At 57.1% G+C, this 17136-nt stretch carries 18 protein-coding genes and 1 riboswitch; of the genes, 8 read left to right on the top strand and 10 right to left on the bottom strand.

Annotation, left to right across the window (positions count from 1 at the left end; all coding sequences use genetic code 11):
- Window positions 1-64: 64 nt before the first annotated feature.
- On the bottom strand, window positions 65-1012 hold the full coding sequence (locus ACR0JF_RS17155; RefSeq protein WP_170662308.1) for an alpha/beta hydrolase: 948 nt from the start codon (window positions 1010-1012) through the stop codon (window positions 65-67).
- 118 nt (window positions 1013-1130) lie between these two features.
- On the opposite strand from ACR0JF_RS17155, the gene ACR0JF_RS17150 reads away from it, so the two are divergent.
- Window positions 1131-1721: a TetR/AcrR family transcriptional regulator gene (locus ACR0JF_RS17150; protein ID WP_170662306.1), complete on the top strand. Its 591-nt coding sequence runs from the start codon at window positions 1131-1133 to the stop codon at window positions 1719-1721.
- Between the two features lie 160 nt (window positions 1722-1881).
- Here the strand turns inward: ACR0JF_RS17150 and ACR0JF_RS17145 are convergent, their stop codons facing one another.
- Genes ACR0JF_RS17145 through ACR0JF_RS17110 form a run of 8 tightly spaced genes read right to left on the bottom strand, consistent with a single transcriptional unit; the run spans window position 1882 to window position 8791 of the window.
- Window positions 1882-2820, bottom strand: coding sequence for an acetamidase/formamidase family protein (locus ACR0JF_RS17145; RefSeq protein ID WP_170662304.1), 939 nt, complete (start codon window positions 2818-2820; stop codon window positions 1882-1884).
- Window positions 2821-2823: 3 nt separating this feature from the next.
- On the bottom strand, window positions 2824-3852 hold the full coding sequence (locus tag ACR0JF_RS17140; RefSeq protein WP_170662302.1) for a branched-chain amino acid ABC transporter permease: 1029 nt from the start codon (window positions 3850-3852) through the stop codon (window positions 2824-2826).
- Entirely contained in the window at window positions 3849-4745 is an 897-nt protein-coding gene (locus tag ACR0JF_RS17135; RefSeq protein WP_170468390.1) for a branched-chain amino acid ABC transporter permease, read from the bottom strand. The genes ACR0JF_RS17140 and ACR0JF_RS17135 overlap by 4 nt, the downstream gene beginning before the upstream one ends.
- A gap of 1 nt (window position 4746) precedes the next feature.
- Window positions 4747-5451: an ABC transporter ATP-binding protein gene (locus ACR0JF_RS17130; RefSeq protein WP_170662300.1), complete on the bottom strand. Its 705-nt coding sequence runs from the start codon at window positions 5449-5451 to the stop codon at window positions 4747-4749.
- A 41-nt stretch (window positions 5452-5492) separates the two neighbouring features.
- Window positions 5493-6647, bottom strand: a complete 1155-nt coding sequence (locus tag ACR0JF_RS17125) for an ABC transporter substrate-binding protein (protein ID WP_170662299.1) — start codon at window positions 6645-6647, stop codon at window positions 5493-5495.
- 29 nt (window positions 6648-6676) lie between these two features.
- On the bottom strand, window positions 6677-7387 hold the full coding sequence (locus ACR0JF_RS17120; protein ID WP_170662297.1) for an ABC transporter ATP-binding protein: 711 nt from the start codon (window positions 7385-7387) through the stop codon (window positions 6677-6679).
- A complete protein-coding gene (locus ACR0JF_RS17115; RefSeq protein ID WP_170662295.1) occupies window positions 7380-8021 on the bottom strand; it encodes a cysteine hydrolase family protein in 642 nt (213 codons plus the stop codon). Before ACR0JF_RS17115 ends, ACR0JF_RS17120 begins: the two co-directional genes overlap by 8 nt.
- Window positions 8018-8791, bottom strand: coding sequence for an N-formylglutamate amidohydrolase (locus ACR0JF_RS17110; protein ID WP_170662293.1), 774 nt, complete (start codon window positions 8789-8791; stop codon window positions 8018-8020). The genes ACR0JF_RS17115 and ACR0JF_RS17110 overlap by 4 nt, the downstream gene beginning before the upstream one ends.
- Window positions 8792-8859: 68 nt before the next feature.
- On the opposite strand from ACR0JF_RS17110, the gene ACR0JF_RS17105 reads away from it, so the two are divergent.
- The 7 genes from ACR0JF_RS17105 (at window position 8860) to rpsD (ending at window position 16086) form a co-directional block, all read left to right on the top strand.
- Window positions 8860-9738, top strand: coding sequence for a MurR/RpiR family transcriptional regulator (locus ACR0JF_RS17105; protein WP_480669579.1), 879 nt, complete (start codon window positions 8860-8862; stop codon window positions 9736-9738).
- Window positions 9738-11048 (top strand): glutamine synthetase family protein, encoded by a 1311-nt coding sequence (locus tag ACR0JF_RS17100; protein WP_170662354.1) that lies wholly within the window; start codon window positions 9738-9740, stop codon window positions 11046-11048. The genes ACR0JF_RS17105 and ACR0JF_RS17100 overlap by 1 nt, the downstream gene beginning before the upstream one ends.
- Before the next feature lie 114 nt (window positions 11049-11162).
- Window positions 11163-11684, top strand: a complete 522-nt coding sequence (locus ACR0JF_RS17095; RefSeq protein WP_170662289.1) for a GNAT family N-acetyltransferase — start codon at window positions 11163-11165, stop codon at window positions 11682-11684.
- 119 nt (window positions 11685-11803) lie between these two features.
- Window positions 11804-12008, top strand: a riboswitch (cobalamin riboswitch).
- 112 nt (window positions 12009-12120) lie between these two features.
- Entirely contained in the window at window positions 12121-13344 is a 1224-nt protein-coding gene (locus ACR0JF_RS17090) for an aromatic ring-hydroxylating oxygenase subunit alpha (RefSeq protein WP_170662287.1), read from the top strand.
- 5 nt (window positions 13345-13349) lie between these two features.
- Entirely contained in the window at window positions 13350-14429 is a 1080-nt protein-coding gene (locus tag ACR0JF_RS17085) for a hybrid-cluster NAD(P)-dependent oxidoreductase (RefSeq protein WP_170662285.1), read from the top strand.
- 261 nt (window positions 14430-14690) lie between these two features.
- On the top strand, window positions 14691-15158 hold the full coding sequence (locus tag ACR0JF_RS17080) for a hypothetical protein (protein WP_170662283.1): 468 nt from the start codon (window positions 14691-14693) through the stop codon (window positions 15156-15158).
- Window positions 15159-15465: 307 nt separating this feature from the next.
- Window positions 15466-16086: a 30S ribosomal protein S4 gene (gene rpsD / locus ACR0JF_RS17075; protein ID WP_170325974.1), complete on the top strand. Its 621-nt coding sequence runs from the start codon at window positions 15466-15468 to the stop codon at window positions 16084-16086.
- A gap of 58 nt (window positions 16087-16144) precedes the next feature.
- On the opposite strand, the gene ACR0JF_RS17070 is transcribed toward rpsD, so the two are convergent.
- A complete protein-coding gene (locus tag ACR0JF_RS17070; protein WP_170662281.1) occupies window positions 16145-17032 on the bottom strand; it encodes an AraC family transcriptional regulator in 888 nt (295 codons plus the stop codon).
- Between the last annotated feature and the right edge of the window lie 104 nt (window positions 17033-17136).

Raw genomic sequence — 17136 nt, 5'->3', positions numbered from 1 at the left:
CATTCGCGGTCCACCGTTTCTCAAACAGAACGGTGGACCAAATCAAACGAAGCACTCCATCACGTTAATTGTTGAAGAACTCTGCCACTGCATCGGTCGACGCATTCACGGCCTCGGGCTTGTAGTAAAAGTCTACGTGGCTGAATTCATCAAACGCCAGCTCTTTGTGGTCATTGGTCAGTTTCTCGACAAATGCGGTCGAGCAGATCGCTGTGGAGGCATTTGTGCCGTAGATGGTCAGCGAGGGCTGCACGATTTTGTCCGCATAGGCTTCACAAATTGAGAACAAAGACTGCATGGGCTGATCAGCAATGTGCATGTTGGTATAGTTGGGAACTGCAACCGGCCCCTTAGCACCATCACGGCCGTAATAGTCATAGGTTTCGCCAGCCATGTCTGGGTAGGCGGCCGCTTCCGTGAACTCTTCACGAGACATTTCGTCGTTCAAGCCGAACGGTGCAACGTAGTCTGGCTCGCCGGTTTCATATTGCTTCTGCATCGAGGCATTTGCTGCGTCGATCATCTGATTGGCCATATCGCGGTTGGTACACTGGAACGCGTCCGAGGCCATCATGCCCGACACCATAGCGATTTTCTTAATACGGTGGTCTGTCACCGCTGCCGATGCGATGGTCTGACCACCCTGACAGACGCCCAGGCCATAGATTTCTTCGACGAAGGGTAGCGTACCCAGGTACGAAACCGCGTCCCAGGTGTTTTCGATCAGGCGGAAATTGTAGCGCGATTGTTTGAATTCGCCGGGCAGTGCGGGGCTATCGCCCATGCCCAGATAGTCGAAGCCGAGATAGATGAAGCCGCGTGCCGCCATTTCAGGGCCGTAGGTCGCAGGTATTTGATCCTTGACCTGCGGGAACGGGCTGGCTCCCACGATGGCCTTGTAGGTCTTGGTCTCATCAAAACCTTCGGGCAGGTAGAGATCACCGGCCAAATCCACGCCAAAAGATTTAAAGGTCACTGCGTTTTTGCCAGCGATGAAAGTTTCGGAGGTCATGGTTTGGGTCCTTTCGAGGTCGAGCAGGATTGCGCATTGCTAAAGTAAATCGCCTTGTTTACTTATGTTGAGGGGGTGAAGTTTGTAAACACAGTTTTTTACTTTTGAGGCGAAATCCGTGAAACGTACTGAAAAGAAAAGAAAAGATATCATAGATGCAGCAATCGATGAGTTTCGGGAGCAAGGATTTCTGGGGGCCAGAACGACCTCAATCGCCCAAAAAGCAAATGTTTCGAGTCGCACGCTCTACAACCACTTCGAAAGCAAAGAGGCCCTCTTCGAAGCAATCTCAGAAATCATGTTGGAGCAGAACCGGAGTATGCAGCCGGTTGCCTATGACCCAAGTCGTGACTTCGTTGAGCAGCTGAAAGACGCTCTTTGGAGGTACATCTCGATCATAACGGAAGAGACAGCAATTGGTCTAAACCGCATGGTCCTTTCAGAGCTGATCCGCGACCTCGATCGTTCTCGGAAATTCTTCACGGAGACAGAAACGCTCGACTACCCGATGACGCAGTTGATCGGCGAAGCCATGGACGCGGGCGTAATCCGAAAAGCCGATCCGGTCTTCGCGACTAACCAGCTCTTGGCACTCGTCAAAAACTTCTTTTTCTGGCCAGAGTTTTTCCTTGGTGAGAACCCGACACCCGAGGGCGTAATGGACGATTGCATTGCCATGTTTATGGCGCACTACAAACCGGGCAGTTGAACCGCTGGTGAGACGCTTTGCGCTGGTCGTCACAATGGCGAAAGAACCGAAGCCGAAGGTCACCTACTGAAAAGATCGCTTATGTTCTGACCTATTTTGAACGACTGACTGCTTCCGACATCGACGGAATAGCTCCGGTACTCAGGAGTTGCCGTATTCTTCAGTCCAGAACGGTCTTCGGAAAGTAGAATGAGACCGTCCAGTTCGGGATATCCACGATTTCACTGATACGCAGATCGCCGCAGACCGAGCAGAGCATGTAGGAATCAAGCGCTGACATCCCCGTCGTGGCCGAGATCCAGTCGACCATGCCCGCCACCGCATCGCGGGCGGCCTGCATGAGATCCTCGCCTATGCCTGTCGTCGCCTTGTAGCCGGAGGTATCGAAATGGCGTGTGACGGGGCCGTTGGTTTCAAACCGGGGATAGGGCAGGTTTTCGCCTTTGAGAAGGTCGACTTTGATGGCCACGTCCATAGGGCTTTCGATGGCCGTACCGCAAATCTCACCATCGCCTTGTGCGGCATGGGTGTCCCCCAGTGACAACATCCCACCAGCCACTTCGACCGGGAGGTAAAGCGTTGTGCCCACGCAATTGTCGCGGATGTCCAGATTGCCGCCCACACGGCGCGGAGGGACGACGGAGTGCAAGCCCGGCTCGGCCAGCGCCAGGCCGATTGTGCCGACGAACGGCTTGAGCGGTACCTTCCCGCCCGGGCCGAACAGAGCAGGGGTCATCGCGGTGGAATCATAGTTCCAGATATGAAGCGCCGCGTCGGGAAACTGATCGGTCAGCAGGCCAAAACCGGGGATGTTGGCGGTCCAACCCCAGCCCGAGGGTTTGAAATCCAGAAAGGTCACGGCAACGGTATCGCCGAGCTCGGCCCCGTTGATGTGGATCGGCCCTGTGACCGGATTGACCGCGTCGAAAGACAGCTTGCCCAGATCGGCCAGGGTCGAGGAAGCGTTCAACTGCCCGCCCGAACTGTCGATGGTTTCGACCTCAACGGTCTCGCCGGGGTCGACGCTCAGGACGGGTTCGATGGAGTTGTCCCAACCGAAATGGTGGTTGTGTTTGTGAATAGTGTGATTGCAACCCATGACTTACTCCTGTTTTTTCAGAACCAGGTCTTCGATTTCTTGATCACCCATGATCCCTCCGGGGCGCAGGGCCATAGTCAGAACGATGACCGTTCCCAGTGCAATACCCGACAGGCCCAGCACTTCGGGCAGGTCGATGCCCAGCAGGACCGGGCCGGTTTCCAGCCAGCGCACGCATTCCAACCCGAACGAGATCAAAAGCGTGCCCAGAACCGCACCTGTGACTGTCCGCATTCCTCCAAGGATCAGCATGGCGAGTGTCAGAAAGACGTGGTTGAAATAGAAGGGCCGTGCGCTGATCGTGCCAAGGAAATAAGCGTAAGCAATCCCGGCGACTGCAAGCAGGATGGCTGACAGGACCCAAGCAATCAGGCGTAACCGGCGAATGTTTACACCCATTGCGGCGGCTCCGACCTCATCATCGGCGCAAGCACGCAGCTGGATGCCCCAACGGCTTTCGCGAAACAGGCGCACGATGAACACGACGAACACGGATAAGATCACGATAGACGTCAATGAGAACACCTGCGGAATGCCGAAAAACGCTTGGTTTCCTTTGAAAATATCCGTTCGGTAAAGGAATATCGAATGCACGATGACCAGGACGGCAAGGGAAAAGATGGTCACGCCAGACCCTGTCAGGCGCACGACAAACAGCCCAACGATCAGGGCCAGAACGGCGGTGATCACAATGGCAAGCAGCGCCGAACTGACCGGGTCCAGCGAGAAGGCATTCAACCCCCAAGGCGCATCCGGCAGAGAGATGGATTTGACCGTCACCGGCGTCACGCAAATCGCGGCCACATAGGCACCGATCCCCATGAAGGCACTGTGGCTAAGGTTGGTCAGGCGCGCATTGCCCATGAACACCTGCATGGCCAGAACGACCAATAAGTTCACGTAGGCGCTGTAGACCAGTCGAAGCTGATAGCGAGAGCCGAAATAGGTCACGATCAGCCCAATCGCGATCAATACGGCGGCCAGGATCGCAGCGCCCACCAGCCCGCGTTTCTGACTGGGGTTCAGGATCATATCTTGTCCCCTTTCTCAGTCGGGGGTGACAGGATGCCATCCGGCCTCCAAACCAGAACAAGGGCTATGATTCCAAAGACAAAGGCGTCTTTCATGCCGCCATATTCCTGCGGCAGAAGGACCAGCATGGCGACCTCAATCGTGCCGAGTAGAAAGCCGCCCAGCACGGCTCCGGGCAGGCTGCCAAACCCTCCAACGACGCAGGCCACAAAGGCCTTGAGGACCGGGTTGAACCCCAGATGCGGATCGACCGATCCACGCCGCGCCATGATGAAGATACAGGCCAGCCCGGCCAGTAGGCCCGACACCATGAAGGCCACCGCAAACACTCTGTTGGATTTGACGCCGACCATGCGGACCATCTCAAAATCCAGCGAGGCGGCGCGCATGGCCAGACCCAGTGTTGTGCGTTTTAGAAACAGCATCAGTCCGACGATCACCAGCACCGTCGTCACCGCCTCGAACACCTGAAGTGAAGATACCTGAACGCCCAAAAGCTGCACGGGCCAGTCGAGGAAGTACAACGATGTCACGGCCACGGGGCGTGGTGAGACCGCAAGCAGAAACACGTTTTGCAGAATGATTGAGACACCAAAGGCGGTCAGCAGACCGGTTGTCGGGTCCGCGTATCGCACGGGTCGGAACGCCACGCGTTCAAGCAGAAGGGACATCAGGATCGTAGCGGCGATCGCTCCGCCTATGACTATTAAGGGGTTGTTCAGCGCCAGTGCGGCAAAGGCCACCATCGTGTAGCCGCCAACTGCGATCACCTCACCATGGGCAAAGTTCACCAGCCCCATGATCGAAAAGACAATCGCCAGACCGAGTGCAATCAGCGCATATTCCGCACCAAAGGCGAGCGCGTTCATCATCTGCTGGGCCACGTATTCCATGTCAGGCGATCCCCGTCAGTTCCGCCATAAGCGCGCTGCTTTGGCCCAGTGTTTCCTTGGTGCCCTCAGCCACGATCCGCCCATTGTTCAGAAGGTAGGCGTAGTCCGACAGGCGCAGCGCCTGCGTTGCGTTCTGTTCGACCAGCAGGATCGTCATGCCTTGCGCTTTTAGCTGTTCGATCATCTGGAAAATCTGGCTTACGATCTTAGGGGCCAGACCTAGGCTGGGTTCGTCCAGCAACAGAATCTTGGGTCGGGTCATCAAGGCCCGGGAAATGGCCAGCATCTGCTGCTCACCGCCCGACAAGGTGCCGGCGGGTTGATCTCTGCGTTCGCCAAGGATCGGAAAGGTCTCAAGCCAGTGGGCGATATCGGTGTCCTTGGCCGCTCGGTCAGAACGTGTGGCGCCGCCGAGCACCAGATTTTCCTCGACGCTCAGATTCGAGAATATCCGCCGCCCTTCGGGGGCCACGGACATACCCGCCTGCACTCGAGCCTCCACAGGCAGGGCCGAGATATCGGCACCTTCAAAGGTGATCCGGCCTGAGGACTTGACCACCCCCATCAGCGCCGAGATGGTCGAGGTCTTGCCCGCGCCATTGGGGCCCAGCAAGGAGACACAGCGGCCCTTCTCCACGGCGAAAGAGATGCCGTGCACGGCCTCGATCGGACCGTGAGAAACTATCAGGTTTTCAACATTCAGCATGGGATTTGAAACGGGGGCTGGAACCGCCCCCGTCATTTGGCTCAGTTCCAGTCTTTCGGTGTGTTTTCGGGAATTTCGTTCGAGATGAGAACCCGCTTGCCATCTTTATAGCCAATCACAGGTATCGTGCGCTGGGCATAGGTTTTCGTGTCCTTGAACGAAATGCTGTCGACTGTCAGCACCGGGATCGTGTCGGCTGTGCGGATCGTTTCCGCAATCACCGCCGGGTCGCTGCTGCCTGAGGTTTCGACCGCCCAGGCAACGGCCTTGACCGTGTCGGCACCGGTGGCTGGGAACAGGCCGGGCACATCGTGGCCCAACTCTTTGCAGTCCGCCATGAACTTGACCACGGCGCTTTCGTCATGGCTGGGGGCCAGCGTGGCAAAAAACACCTTGTCGAGGATTGCGGGATCATCAGCCGCGACGGCGTCCAGGGATGGATCGTCAAACCCGTCCGAGCCGACCACCCAGGCGTCGATACCAGCGCTGCGCAACTGCCGCACGAGGACACCGATATCGGGCATGATCGACGAAATATAGACGGCGTCGATCTCTTCCCCCAGTGCTTTCATGTCCGCGATCTGAGGCGACCAGTCCGATGTGCCAAAGCTGAAATTCATCTTGGCCAGCACCTTGCCGCCGCCCTCTTCGATCACTTGACCGAACCACAGCGGGGTGCGGGCAGACCAAGACCCGCCTTCGTCCGAGGTCAGCAGAACCACGTTCTTGACCCCTTCGCTAAGCGCGTGGTTGGCAGCTGCCGTTGCCGTGAACGGATCAGGCGAGACGCCGGTAAAGAAATTGTCCACGATGCCCGCGTGCATCTCGACTTGAGTGGATTGCGGCTGGAAGATGGAAACGCCGTATGGCTGAGCGATCTGCGCCACCGGGATCATCGTGTCCGAGAACGGCGTGGTCCCCAGCATCACAACACCTTCGTCGAGAAACTTCTGAGCCAGTGAGATCGCGGCCTGCGTGTCGCCAGCGGAATCCTGCACCAGGACTTCGATCTGCTTGCCACCAGCACCACCGTCGGCGTTGATCATATCCGCCATACAGCGCGCGCCCAGGTATTCGGAATAGATGGCCAGATCGCCTGTCATCGGAACGCCCAGTCCGATCTTGATCGTATCTTCGGCGACCGCGGGTAGGGCGAGGCTCATGGCGGTCAGAGTCGTAAGGGTCAACTTCTTCATACTTGTTCTCCTGTTGAAAGCCGCCTGCGTCACGCGGCACGTTCATCGGTTTCGCCAAGATAAGCGTCGATAACCTCTTGGTTCTTGGTTATTTCTTCGGGTGCGCCTTCGGCAATGATGGCGCCCATGTTCAAAACGGTGATCGTGTCGCAGAGCGACATGATGAATTTAAGATCGTGATCAATCACCAAAATCGCGCAGTCCGAATGCGCGCGTACCCAAGTCAGCGACCGACCCAGAGCTTCCGTTTCCTGTTCGTTCATCCCCGCGGCGGGTTCGTCCAGCATCAGGACACGCGGGTTCAGGGCCAGCGCGCGAACGATCTCCAGCCGCCGAAGCTGCCCATATGCCAATGACCCGGCGTTTTGGTTGAGCTTGTCCAACAGGCCGAACTCGGGGATCGCGGCGTCGACGATTTCGGCGCCGCAGCCGGAATAGCGGGCGACGTCGATGTTTTGCGCGACGCTGAGGCTTGGAAAGACCCGCAGGTTCTGAAACGTCCGCGCCACACCGCGCGCCGCGCGTTCGTGGGCGCGTAGATTGTCCAGCGGCTCACCATCCAGCGACAGACTTCCTGCTGAGTGGGTCAGCAGGCCAGAGATCAGGTTGACCAGCGTCGTCTTGCCTGCGCCATTGGGACCGATCAGGCCGCGTACCTCGCCCGGTGCGACGGACATGGTCACATCCTCAACGGCGTGGACCCCGCCAAAGGTCTTGGTGATGCCGTTAAGATCAAGCACCAGCCAATTCCTCGACCAGTTCTTTTGTAGTGACTTGTCGGCAATAACCCTTGATCGCGCGCAGAGAGCTATCGTGCCGATCCTGCGTATGGGTCAGGCAGGCATCTTCGACCTGAGTAACAAGATAGCCCAGATCACATGCGTCTCGGATGGCGCTTTCGACGCATTGATCCGTCAAAAGACCGGACAAAACAACTTGGCGAACGCCAAGGTTGCGCAGGATGTAGTCAACATGCGTGGACACAAACACCGAAGAGGACGTCTTCGGCAGCACGATCTCATCGCTTTGGGGCGCGATCTGGTCAATGACCTTTCCGTCCCAGCTGCCCTTGGGAACATGAAAACCCGTTATCTTGTAGTCCAGCGACCGGTCGCGCCCGTCGAGTGTCAGGCTTTCGATATTGGTGTACATGACCTCGACGCCGGCGGTGCGACAGGCGGCTTGTATGGCCTGCATGTTCGGGATCACGCGGGTGTCCAGCTGATCGAAAAACCAGCCGTATTTCTCATTGAATTCGGCTTCAGGCATGTCCTTGAATTCGGCGCCTTCGCGATGTGCCGAATAGTTCTGCACGTCAATGAACAACAGCGCGGATTGCGATGGGACAAGGGGAACATTGCGCGTCAAACTCACGTCTTGGTCTCCAGTATTCGGGTAAAGGCCTCGGCGAGAAGCTGCGCCCAATCCTCGACGCCTTTTGCATCGCGGATCAGGTCATTGCGGATTTCGACCAGCGAATGCGCCAGTCCGCGAGGTTCCGCGAAACGAGGTATGAACCAGTCGCTTTCACTGTCGATCTGATAGGGCTGGTTCAACGCCATGTGCAGATCGGGACGCAGGGCCGAGATATGGTCGATAGCGGCTTGTCCCGTTTTGGGGTCAACGCGCGTCAGAAATCCAGCGTGCCAGGGCCGCGTCTCACCATCGACCTGTGAGGCGAAGGAGTGGATCGACACCGCAAGCACGCGCGGCGCACGGTCCAGCATATCTTCAATGGCACCGTTCAGTGGGGCCATGATCTCGCGCTGACGCGCTGTGCGATCCGCAGCGGTCAAGTTCAGATTGGCTGGGATCTGCTCTCCAAAGCTGTTTGGCGGAATTGAATCCGGGGCTTCGATCGGGCGGTTGCAATCAATCACAAGCCGGGAATAGCGTTGCAAGATCAAAGGGGCCCGTAGCCGGTCGGCTAATTGCCGGGCCACGGCCTCGGCCCCGATGTCCCAACCGCGATGGCTGGTTTGTACCTCTTCCGAGACACCCAGATCGCCCAGCTTTTGCGGGATCGCGCGCCCGGCGTGTTCGCAGAGCAGCGCGATCTTCGCATCACTGTCACGATTGACCCATTCCACTGGGGCGGGATCCCCGGTGACCAGCAGTTCTTGGGTTACAGCTGATGTATTCATGTGGTCCACGTTAGAGAACAAGTTTTTTCAGAGTCAATCAAAAATAGATTGACTGAAATTTTTATTCCATGCGATCCATTCAGATCAGGAGGTGCCGCTTGCTTGTTAGGCAAAGAATTGAATCGAAGGCGGAGAACATGACCGCGAGCGAGCGCAAGCTGGCTGCTGCTTTGCTGAGCGACTACCCCTATGCGGGTTTGGTCACGATTCAGGAACTCGCCCGGCGGGCCGAGGTTTCGGCACCGTCTATCTCGCGGTTTGTCACCAAGATCGGACTGGGGGGCTATCAGGAATTCCAGCGTGCCCTGTTGTCGGAGTTGAAAGAAGGCCAACGCTCGCCCACCGATCTGCACGGCGAAGGCCGCAGCGTTGATGGAGGGTTCTTACGTGATTTCATCGCGCGGGCCTCGTCCCAGATGGCGCTGTCGGCAGAAGGTATCACCGAGGCGCAGTTTCAGCGCATTTGCTCGGTACTGAGCCAGCCAAAAAGCGATGTCTATATTTTGGGCGGTCGGATCAGTGATACCATCGCGCAGCACCTGTCTTTTCACCTGCGCCAAACCCGCAGCGGCGTGTATCATCTTCCGGCCAACAATGAGGTCTGGCCGGAATACCTGCTGCGGATGAAGCCTGCCGATATCCTGTTTCTCGTCGATTTTCGCCGCTACCAACCCGCGCTGGCGCGATTGGCCGCGACTGCCGCGCAGGATCGAGGGGTTCGCGTTGTCCTCATGACAGACAAATGGCTGTCTCCCATATCCCGCCATGCGGCAGAAATCTTGCCAGTTCCGATCGAAAGCGGCACGCTCTGGGATACGTACACAGCGGCCCTTGCCGTCACCGAAGCGCTGGTGACGCGTATTGCCGAAGACAACTGGGACCAAACGAAATCCCGCATCGAAGCCTGGGATGCCATGCGATCCCACAATCAGGACCCTAACCCATGATGCCCAAAACCCCCTTGATGTTTGTCGCCACCTCAGACCTTGCCGGGAAATTGCGGGGCAAGGCCTTTCCGGCGGATCAACTGAACAAGCGGTTGCAGCGCGGGGTCGGGTGGACACCCACCAACGTTCAGATCAACTGTTTTGACGGAATTGCTGAAAGCCCGTTTGGCGCGCTGGGCGATCTTCTTCTGATCCCGGACGCAACGGCCGAGGCAAAGGTCGAGCTCGGCGAAGACTCCGGCCTGCACTTTCTTATGGGCGATATCGTCACTCTGGACGGAGACCCTTGGGACTTCTGCACGCGCAGTTTGTTGAGGGCGGCGCTGGAGCGGCTGCACAAGGTCTCAGGCGCAAATTTGCTGGCTGCGTTCGAGCATGAGTTCCAGCTGAAAGATCCGCCAAGCCAAGCCAACGAAGCCTATGGTCACCGGGGTTTTGGCCTGCAGCGTGATCTGTGCGAGACCTTGATCAACGCGATTTCTCAGGTCGGTTTGAAGCCGGATTCGATCATGAAGGAATATGGGCCAAACCAATATGAGGTCGTCATCGGCCCTGAGCAGGGTGTTCGCGCGGCGGACGCGGCCATCATGGTACGCGAACTGACCTATGCGACCGCACAGGCCTATGGCGAGCGGGCCACCTATACCCCTATTCGCGATGTCGCGAGCGTTGGGAATGGGGTCCACATCCATATGAGCTTTGTGGATGATCAGGGCGCGCCGCTGACATACGCCGAAGACGGCCCCTGCGGCATGTCGGACCTGACGAGTGCCTTCGCTGCCGGAGTTCTGAAATATCTGGATGCGATCTTGGCCCTGACTGCGCCTTCGGTGATCTCGTATGAACGCCTGACACCCCATCGTTGGTCTGCGGCTTTCAACAATCTGGGTTTCCGCGACCGCGAGGCTTCCTTGCGGATTTGTCCGGTAACCGCAAAAGACCCGGCCTCGATCGCGGGGCAGTTCAACATCGAATACCGTGCGGCGGATGCCGCAGCTTCGCCTCATCTGGCGCTTGCGGCAGTTGTCATGGCTGGGACACAAGGGATCGAAGAGGGGCTACCCGCGCCCATTCCAACCGAGGAAGATCTTTCGCTGTTGGACGTCGCAGAACTGAACCAAAGGGGGCTGGTGCGCTTGCCTCAAACCTTAGAAGACGCGCTCGACCGGTTCGTTTCCAACCCGGTTGTGACCGGCTGGTTCCCCGAATGCTTTGCCGAGGTGTACCAAGCCCACAAACAATCCGAGATCGCGACAACTGCACATCTGGACACCGACGCACGCTGCCGATTGTACGAAGAAACATATTGACCTGAGCGGCTCGTCTTGCCGAAGCTCGCCCAATGCGACCTCTGGGGCGTCGCTTGGGTAATCTCGCGCCGTATGACGCGGCGCAGGCTGTTTAGCTCAGGATAGGGATGGATCATGAACCGTTCAGAAACCGATGCCATTTTGAATGTGCATAGGCTGGCTTTTGGCGAAGCGGAAGGTGAAGAAATCGCTCAACTCGCCGAAGATCTCCTTGAGCATCCGGAAACGATTTCTATCAGTGTGAGGCGTGACGGGCAGATCGCGGGCAATGTCATGTTCACCCCGTTTGTCTTCCAGGATCACCCGGACGTTAAATGCTATCTTCTGGCGCCCTGCGGTGTCTCGCCCGAACATCAAGGTCTCGGTGTTGGCAGAGAGATGATGGAGACCAGCATCAAGCACTTGAGGTCCATTGGAACAGACGCTGTCTTCGTGTTGGGCGTGCCGGCATTCTACCCCTTATTCGGGTTTGTTCCGACCGACAAAGAGACGCCATATCCGAACCTTCTGACGATCCCAGAGGCATGGATGGTGCTTGAGCTCACTGCAGGATCGGTTGAAAAGCTGGGGGGCAAGACACTCGCGATTGCGCCCTTCATGCACGCGCATCTCTGGGACACATCACAACACGCGTGAATTCCGTTTTTTTGTTCTTTCCTCAAACCGCAGCTCTGTTTCAGGTTTCCATTTCTGCTGGGCATGTCTGTTTTGTTTCTGCAAATGTCGCAAGCCTTTCAGTCAGAAATGCGCACCCGAGTAGGTTGCGCGTGTGAGGTGCTGCTGTTTGATTCTCAGGCGGCAGAGAATTGGGAAGCCGGTGCAATTCCGGCGCTGCCCCCGCAACGGTAAGGAAGGTCAGGTTCGACAGGTGACCACTGGGACGAGGATCCCGGGAAGGTGTCGAAAACCGGGCGCAAGCCCCTTTCAAGTCCGGAAACCAGCCTTGCATATATGTCAAACCGCGGGTGGCGGTGGGGGCACAAGTTTCGGACGTGATCCTCGCACGGCTCCGGACTGGCCTCTGGTGTCATCTGCCCAAGCTAAGCCGCGGGGCGCGGCAGGAGAGCCAGAAGTGAGCAACGTTCAAAGCCTGTTGGCGCGTCGAAACCCGGCCTATGCCCTTGAACAGGCGTTCTATACCGATCCAGATGTCTTTCAGGCCGATCTTGAGGCCATCCACTACCGCGACTGGCTATTTGCCATTCCGGCATGTGAGCTGGTGAAAACAGGCGACTATGTGACTTACACTGTTGGCGCATACCGCGTGATCATCGTGCGCGGCGCGGACAACCAGATCCGAGCTTTCCACAACACCTGCCGACATCGCGGGTCGATCATTTGCAAAGCGGCCAAGGGCAACTCGCCCAAACTGGTCTGCCCCTACCACCAGTGGACCTATGAGCTTGACGGCTCATTGCTATGGGCACGTGATATGGGGCCTGATTTCGACCCCAAGCAACACGGGCTAAAAACCGTTTACTGCCGGGAACTGGCCGGGCTGGTCTATATCTGTCTTGCAGATGAAGCGCCTGATTTCGACACCTTCGCCAACAAAGCACGCCCCTATCTGGAGCCGCATGATCTGGGCAACGCCAAGGTCGCCTTTGAAAGCACGATCATCGAGAACGGCAACTGGAAGCTGGTCTGGGAAAACAACCGCGAGTGCTATCACTGCGGTGGCAACCACCCCTCGCTGTGCCGGACCTTCCCTGATGATCCCTCGGTAACCGGTATCGAAGGGGGTGAAACCCCGGCTTTCATGCAAACTCACTTTGACCGTTGCGAGGCTGCAGGGATGCCGTCGCAGTTCTATCTGCATGATGACGGGCAATACCGTCTGGCTCGTATGCCGCTTAAGGAAGGGGCGGAAAGCTATACTCTAGACGGCAAATCAGCTGTGCGCCGCTTTCTTGGCAGTTCGCCTTTTGCCGATGCGGGGACGTTGCTGAAGTTCCACTATCCCAGCACGTGGAACCACTTCCTGGCCGATCACTCGATTGTATTTCGGATCACTCCGATCAGCCCGACCGAGACCGAAGTCACCACGAAATGGCTGGTCAACAAGGATGCGGTCGAAGGGGTCGACTATGACGTCAAGCGTCTGACCGAGGTCTGGATGGCCACCAATGACGAAGATCGCCGCGTGGTGGAAGACAACCAGATGGGCATCAACAGCCCGGCCTATGTGCCGGGACCGTATTCAGGGATACAGGAGTCCGGTGTTTTGCAATTCACCGATTGGTATTGCAGCACTCTGGCGCGCCACCTGACACCTGACACGATGGCGGCGGAGTGAAGCAGATGAAAGATCTGAACGCTGTTGCCTCGATCTGGCAGGATGACGAGACGCTGGAATGCGTCTCGGTCGTGCCCGAAACGCCAAACACCGCCAGCTTTACGTTCCGCGCCCCGTCCGGGGCTTTGTTTGCCTACCATCCGGGTCAGTTCCTGACGCTCGAGATTCCGGCGCCGGGGCAGCCGGGAGGCGTTGTGCATCGGACCTATACGATCTCGTCATCCCCATCTCGTCCGCGATCCATTACGATCACGGCTAAGGCGCAGCCGGACAGCGTCGGCACGCGCTGGATGCTGGACAATCTGCAGCCGGGTATGCGGATGCGGGCGATTGGCCCGGCGGGTCTGTTCACCAATGCTGAAAGCGGCGCCACCAAGTATTTGTTCATCTCGGCAGGGTCGGGCATCACTCCTATGATGTCGATGACGACCTGCATGTGGGACGAAGGCCGCGATCTGGATGTCGTCTTCATCAACTGCGCCAAACGTCCGTCCGAGATCATCTTCCGCCAACGGTTGGAGCAGATGGCAAGCCGGACGCCGGGTTTGGATTTGAAGTTTGTTGTGGAGGAAGCTGACCGCTACAGCCCCTGGACCGGCTACCAGGGTCAATTTAACCAGCTGATGCTGGGCCTCATGGCCCCAGACTATCTGGACCGTGAGGTCTATTGCTGCGGTCCCGAGCCGTTCATGCAAGCAGTCCGGGACGCTCTGTCGGGTCTTGGCTTTGATATGGACAACTATCATCAGGAGAGCTTTGGAGCCCCGGTTGAGACCGAAGCAGATCAGCCCGATCTGGACGATGTTATCCCCGACGATGACAGCGCCGCCGAGATCGTGTTTGCGACCTCGGGTGTCACCGCCAAAGTTGCCGAGACGGATACGGTTCTGGCCGCCGCACGTGCGGTCGGGTTGAACATTGCCTCGGGCTGTACGTTTGGCGTTTGCGGAACCTGCAAGGTCAAAAAGACCTCGGGTGAAGTTCACATGGTACACAATGGCGGTATCTCCGAGGATGACATAGCAGCAGGCTACATTCTGGCGTGCTGTTCAAACCCGATCGGCAAGGTCGAAGTTGAGGTGTGAACGGGAAGTCTCAGGCTGAAACTGCAGAGCGTCTACGGCCGCCTGCGGTTTCAGATTCTTAAATATTTGTATTAAAATCAGACACTTAATGTCTCCTTGCTCGCTTAAGTAAGCTTGGGTGGCACAGGTTTGCTCACGGATAGTTGATTCTATTCGGCAACATTCACGTGATTGCTCAAATTCTGTCTCTTTTCCGCCGAAATCTCCCCTGATAAAGCGGGTTGAGTACTGGGTGGGGTGTTGATAAGTGCGAGCAGGTAAATGAGAGCCGGATATAACGGTCGTGTAGCCATTTCATGGAATCAAACCGAGCTTGATGGGCTTGAGGCAGCGCCTTTGGCCTTTTTGGCGGTTGGGTCCGCATGGTCCTGGCGTGGTCAGGCGCTGGTGTTGGGCGAAGTGGCAGAGCAAAATCTTGAGCAACTGGGACATACGGGGGCGAACGCTGTGCGTACCCGCGACGCGTTCTCAGCCCCGCAAGAGATAGCGGGTGAGCATTGCGGGACGGTCACATTGACCAATGGAGCGCAACGCTTTGCGGCAGAATTGATTATCACAGATGACGAACAATGGCCGACTCTGGTGTTCAACACTGGCTGTCCGCCTCGGGATCAGGATTTTTGGATTAGCGAAGTAACGCATGCCGGTGCCGACCTGCAGAGCGTACCGCAGCCGACCACAAAGGTGGTGGCCTTTCCGGGAAAATCCGCGCCGGGTTTGTTTTCATAGGTTTGGTCACCTAGCTGGCGCTGAACCCGTTGGCCTAAAAACCCTTCAAGAAATTTGAGCAGGGCCGTCAGGACGTGTTGACTCTGACAGTTCTGCGGATATAAGCGCGGCTTCATTGGTGTTGGTGGCCCCCGCAAGGGGATGCCTGTCATGGGGGAAACCTCAAGAGGACAACGCCCTTTATAACCCGGCGCCACGCCTGGTCTGAACTGGAACTGCCCGGTCCGAGCGGAGACGCTATTTCGGCCCGCAAAGTAGGTACCGGTTTTCGGATCTAGCCAAAATGCCACTTTAAAGGAGATCAGCCGTGACCAAACGCACGTCTGCCAAGTACAAAATCGACCGCCGGATGGGCGAAAACATCTGGGGTCGCCCGAAATCCCCGATCAACCGTCGTGAATATGGCCCCGGCCAGCACGGCCAGCGCCGCAAGGGCAAACTGTCGGACTTCGGTCTGCAGCTGCGCGCCAAGCAGAAGCTGAAAGGCTACTACGGCGACCTGACCGAAAAGCAATTCCGTCGCATCTACGCCGAAGCTGAGCGTGTAAAAGGCGACACCGGTGAAAACCTGATCGGTCTGCTGGAGCGCCGTCTGGACGCCGTTGTCTACCGCGCCAAGTTCGTACCGACCGTCTTTGCTGCACGTCAGTTCGTGAACCACGGCCACGTCAAAGTGAACGGCAAGCGGGTCAACATCCCGTCCTACCGTGTCAAAGAAGGCGACGTAATTGAAGTACGTGACAAGTCCAAGCAACTGGCTGTTGTTCTGGAAGCTGTTGCTCTGGCCGAGCGTGATGTGCCTGACTACATCGACGCCGACCACTCGAAAATGACCGCGACCTTCGTACGCGCACCGGGCCTGAGCGATGTGCCTTACCCGGTCATGATGGAACCGAACCTGGTTGTCGAATTCTACGCGAAGAACTAATCTTCGCTAGTACCCCGAGACTACAAAGGCCGCGCTTTCAGCGAGGCCTTTTTAGTTTCTAAGCTATGCATTTTGACCCGATGTCCTGACGAGGCGGCACTCCGAATTTGCGCGAGTATTCCCGACTAAACTGGGTCGGGCTTTCATAGCCAACCTCAAAAGCCGCCTGCGATACACTCAGCGAACCGTGCGACAAAAGCCTTCGGGCTTCCAGTAGCCTAAGGTCTTTTTGGTATTGTAGCGGCGAGGTGGCTGTCACCGTTTTGAAATGGGCGTGAAAGGCAGAAACGCTCATTCCAGCGCTTTGTGCCAGATCGCAGATGGGCAGGGCTGTTCGAAAATCCGCGCGGATGACGTCTATCGCGCGCGCGATACGGCTGGCGGCGCTATCGCGCCACAGCATTTGCCGCAGCATGCCACCGTGATCTGCTTGCAGGAGTCGGTAGTGGATTTCACGGCTTATCATCGGTGCGAGAATTTTTGCATCGGTAGGGTTTTGACTTGCTCGAAAAAGCCGAGCCATAGCGTCGATCAGATCGGGCGAGGCTTTTGATGCGGCAAGGCTTTGGGCTGTTTCGATTTCAGTAGGTTCTGAGCCGACAGAGTCGTAGAGACCACGTAAGATGGACAAGTCCAACGAGAATATGAGGCCGACATAGGGCTTTTCCCGACTTGCTTCGGTGACGGCGGCCAAAACCGGAAGGGAATGGCTAACGATCAGGGAATCGCCTGCTCCGAAGTGAACAAGGCGATCTCCGATACGTGATTCTTTCTTCCCCTGTAGAACTAGGCAGACAATCGGTTCATACACCTGCGCTTCTATTGATTTCGTTTTGACATCATGAAGAAGGCCGAAACCGTCCAATGCGGTCGGGTAGAAAGCAGCATCTTCTGCCTGTCCGCCCACAGCTTCGCAGATTTTTTCAACTAAATCATGATGTGTCATGGTATCCCCACTGCCTCATTCAGCATATTTTGCGCAAGAGGTCAGTGCTAGCCAGAATCCTGACGGCCAGAGAATTAGGCAGATATTGAGGAGAATTCGGCAGG

This window comes from Ruegeria sp. BG11 (assembly GCF_056538565.1).
This window is presented reverse-complemented; position numbering and strand designations above follow the sequence as displayed.

Excerpts from the sequence above, each read along its gene's own strand:
- ACR0JF_RS17155 (WP_170662308.1), bottom strand. The coding sequence starts at position 1,012 with ATGACCTCCGAAACTTTCATCGCTGGCAAAAACGCAGTGACCTTTAAA.
- ACR0JF_RS17145 (WP_170662304.1), bottom strand. The coding sequence starts at position 2,820 with ATGGGTTGCAATCACACTATTCACAAACACAACCACCATTTCGGTTGG.
- ACR0JF_RS17140 (WP_170662302.1), bottom strand. The coding sequence starts at position 3,852 with ATGATCCTGAACCCCAGTCAGAAACGCGGGCTGGTGGGCGCTGCGATC.
- ACR0JF_RS17135 (WP_170468390.1), bottom strand. The coding sequence starts at position 4,745 with ATGGAATACGTGGCCCAGCAGATGATGAACGCGCTCGCCTTTGGTGCG.
- ACR0JF_RS17130 (WP_170662300.1), bottom strand. The coding sequence starts at position 5,451 with ATGCTGAATGTTGAAAACCTGATAGTTTCTCACGGTCCGATCGAGGCC.
- ACR0JF_RS17125 (WP_170662299.1), bottom strand. The coding sequence starts at position 6,647 with ATGAAGAAGTTGACCCTTACGACTCTGACCGCCATGAGCCTCGCCCTA.
- ACR0JF_RS17110 (WP_170662293.1), bottom strand. The coding sequence starts at position 8,791 with ATGAATACATCAGCTGTAACCCAAGAACTGCTGGTCACCGGGGATCCC.
- ACR0JF_RS17105 (WP_480669579.1), top strand. The coding sequence starts at position 8,860 with ATGCGATCCATTCAGATCAGGAGGTGCCGCTTGCTTGTTAGGCAAAGA.
- ACR0JF_RS17100 (WP_170662354.1), top strand. The coding sequence starts at position 9,738 with ATGCCCAAAACCCCCTTGATGTTTGTCGCCACCTCAGACCTTGCCGGG.
- ACR0JF_RS17095 (WP_170662289.1), top strand. The coding sequence starts at position 11,163 with ATGAACCGTTCAGAAACCGATGCCATTTTGAATGTGCATAGGCTGGCT.
- ACR0JF_RS17085 (WP_170662285.1), top strand. The coding sequence starts at position 13,350 with ATGAAAGATCTGAACGCTGTTGCCTCGATCTGGCAGGATGACGAGACG.
- ACR0JF_RS17080 (WP_170662283.1), top strand. The coding sequence starts at position 14,691 with ATGAGAGCCGGATATAACGGTCGTGTAGCCATTTCATGGAATCAAACC.
- ACR0JF_RS17070 (WP_170662281.1), bottom strand. The coding sequence starts at position 17,032 with ATGACACATCATGATTTAGTTGAAAAAATCTGCGAAGCTGTGGGCGGA.